The sequence below is a fragment of the Mesotoga sp. HF07.pep.5.2.highcov genome (assembly GCF_003666285.1).
GTDB lineage: Bacteria > Thermotogota > Thermotogae > Petrotogales > Kosmotogaceae > Mesotoga > Mesotoga prima.
The window spans coordinates 1-2,048 of record NZ_JFHJ01000647.1 but is presented as its reverse complement, the minus strand read 5'-3'; the positions used below and the strand labels follow the sequence as shown (position 1 = coordinate 2,048).

The following is a 2,048-nucleotide window of genomic DNA, read 5'->3' as shown; positions in this document are numbered from 1 at the left end:
TTCCTTATAGCGGGATTAGTAACCTCGAACCTTTTTTCTAGCGGGTGGAAGGCAATGGCTATCCGAATCCTGCGATAATCCTTCGTAACTACTTTCTGACCCAACAGAGCTGCCATGAGGGCGGTAACTCTTTGTTGCCCGTCGATAAGAATTCTCTTGCCAACCGATTTTGTGCCGTCCTTGAGTTTGACATTCGGATTCTGCCACGCAATAAGGTATCCTATGGGATAACCCTGATAAAGAGAATCCAGAAGATCCCTAACCTTAATCGCGTCCCAAACGAAGGGCCGCTGAATCTCTGGTATGGCAACTGCTTGTGACTGAACCCACGTCAGCAAAGTCTGAATTGGGTGTTGATTTACCGAGTATTGCTGTATAACCACTACGAAACCTCCTTTGATCCTTTGTAGTACAAAAAACCGTTTAGCTTACGGATCTAGTTTTCGAAAGAACACTGTTTGTCAAAACCACTTTGGCATCGCCTAGCTTTCGAAAACTCTTTGCTAAAGAAACCGCTTTCTTTGGAAAGCACTCAAGAGAATGATACCTGTCATCTGGAACTGTGACAGCTCAAACTAAGTCCACAATAATTTGTCAGCTCACTTCCCAAAGTCCTTCCAAACCTTTTTTGGGGTATCGCTTTCCACCATTCTCTAAGAACAACTAAGACTAACGAGAACTCTTGGACGCTTCACTGTGTTCTTCTCGTCATGAATCATAGCTAAGAGCCACAAATAGTTCGATGCCACAAGCTACATTTTCTATACATAGCTAATTGATGAAACCTCCCAGTTCCAGTACCTCGCCCAAAATCGCATCCTGTTGTTCCGCGAAGTCTCTGAATTCATCACTGCTTCTTATCTTGATGGCGAATCCATTGGAATCCATGAAGTCCTCAAACTCTTCTGAAGAAGCTAAATAGAGAATTTCTGCCTCAAGTATCGTCTTAATTTCCTCTGGTGTGTTGTTCGGAACGGCAAGCCCTCTCCATGTGCCTGCGGTCCAGTTAATTCTCTCCTCCTTGAGGGTCGGGACGCTAGGAAAATCTGGAAGTCTTTCATCTGACATCACAGCAAGAAGCTTCAGTTGGCCGGACTTGAGCTGGGCTCCAGCTTCCGTTACTGAACAGGTTATGACGTCAACTCCGTCTTCTAGAAGTTCAATAATGGAGGCAGCTGCGCCTGTGGTTGGAAACCACATAACAGAATCAATATCAAGACCTGCCGCATTTAGCAGTCCAATTCTAGCAAGATCCCACATCGATCCCGAACCAGATCCAGAAAAGATGAGTTCATTTGGGTTCGCTTTTATGTAGTCAAGAAGCTCATTAATACTATTCCACGGTGCACTTGCGTGAACTATAACGCCTGCATTGTCTTCGTTAAGCTGAATGAGATAATCGAAATCCTCATAAGTGAACGTTGAAAGGCCAAGCCAATGGATTGTACATATCTCAGTCGTTATCAGGGACAGAGTATATCCATCGGGGGCCGCAGAAACTCCCGCACTGTGTCCGACAGCACCACCACCTCCTGTCCTATTTACCACGTTAAAAGCCTCTTCTAATCTTGTGGACAGGATATCCGACACAAATCTTGTTATCCTGTCCGAGCCTCCACCCGCACCCCATGGGCAAATGACAGTTACTGGTTTCCTTGGATAGATCAAACCTTCGTCGTCATAGAAGAATATCCAAAGCAAAGCTTCTGAGTATGAACCACTCGAATCATGTGCCCTTACTGCAAATGTATGGATACCTTCGACATAATCTGTCCATGTATAGCAAGTAAGAGTATCGAGATCCACCCAGCTACTATTATCCTTGCGATACTCATACCAAAGCACGTCGCCATCTACATCGTGACCACTCCAGATAAATGTTGCATTTGTGAAAGGAATTACTCCAAATGGTCCGTCAACTCGGCTTAATACTGGCGGCAAGATCCATTCCATTTGACATCCAGTAAGTAGAAGAAACACAGCTAAAATCAGTAGCGGTGCTCTTTTCAGGAGTTTCACACTCATAATGCACCTCCAGATAAGCGGAA

Annotated in this window: 2 protein-coding genes; both read right to left on the bottom strand. The window is 44.9% G+C overall.

Translation table 11 applies throughout. The annotated features are described in order from the left end of the window. Window positions 1-383, bottom strand: a 383-nt coding sequence (locus BG32_RS13800) for a DUF262 domain-containing protein (protein WP_147435069.1), incomplete at its 3' end; no start/stop codon positions are given. Window positions 384-771: 388 nt separating this feature from the next. Continuing rightward, window positions 772-2,025, bottom strand: coding sequence for a tripartite tricarboxylate transporter substrate binding protein (locus tag BG32_RS13795; protein ID WP_220660345.1), 1,254 nt, complete (start codon window positions 2,023-2,025; stop codon window positions 772-774). Between the last annotated feature and the right edge of the window lie 23 nt (window positions 2,026-2,048).

What these genes read in the sequence shown, in the direction of transcription:
- BG32_RS13795 (WP_220660345.1), bottom strand. Translation starts at nt 2,025, where the DNA reads ATGAGTGTGAAACTCCTGAAAAGAGCACCGCTACTGATTTTAGCTGTG.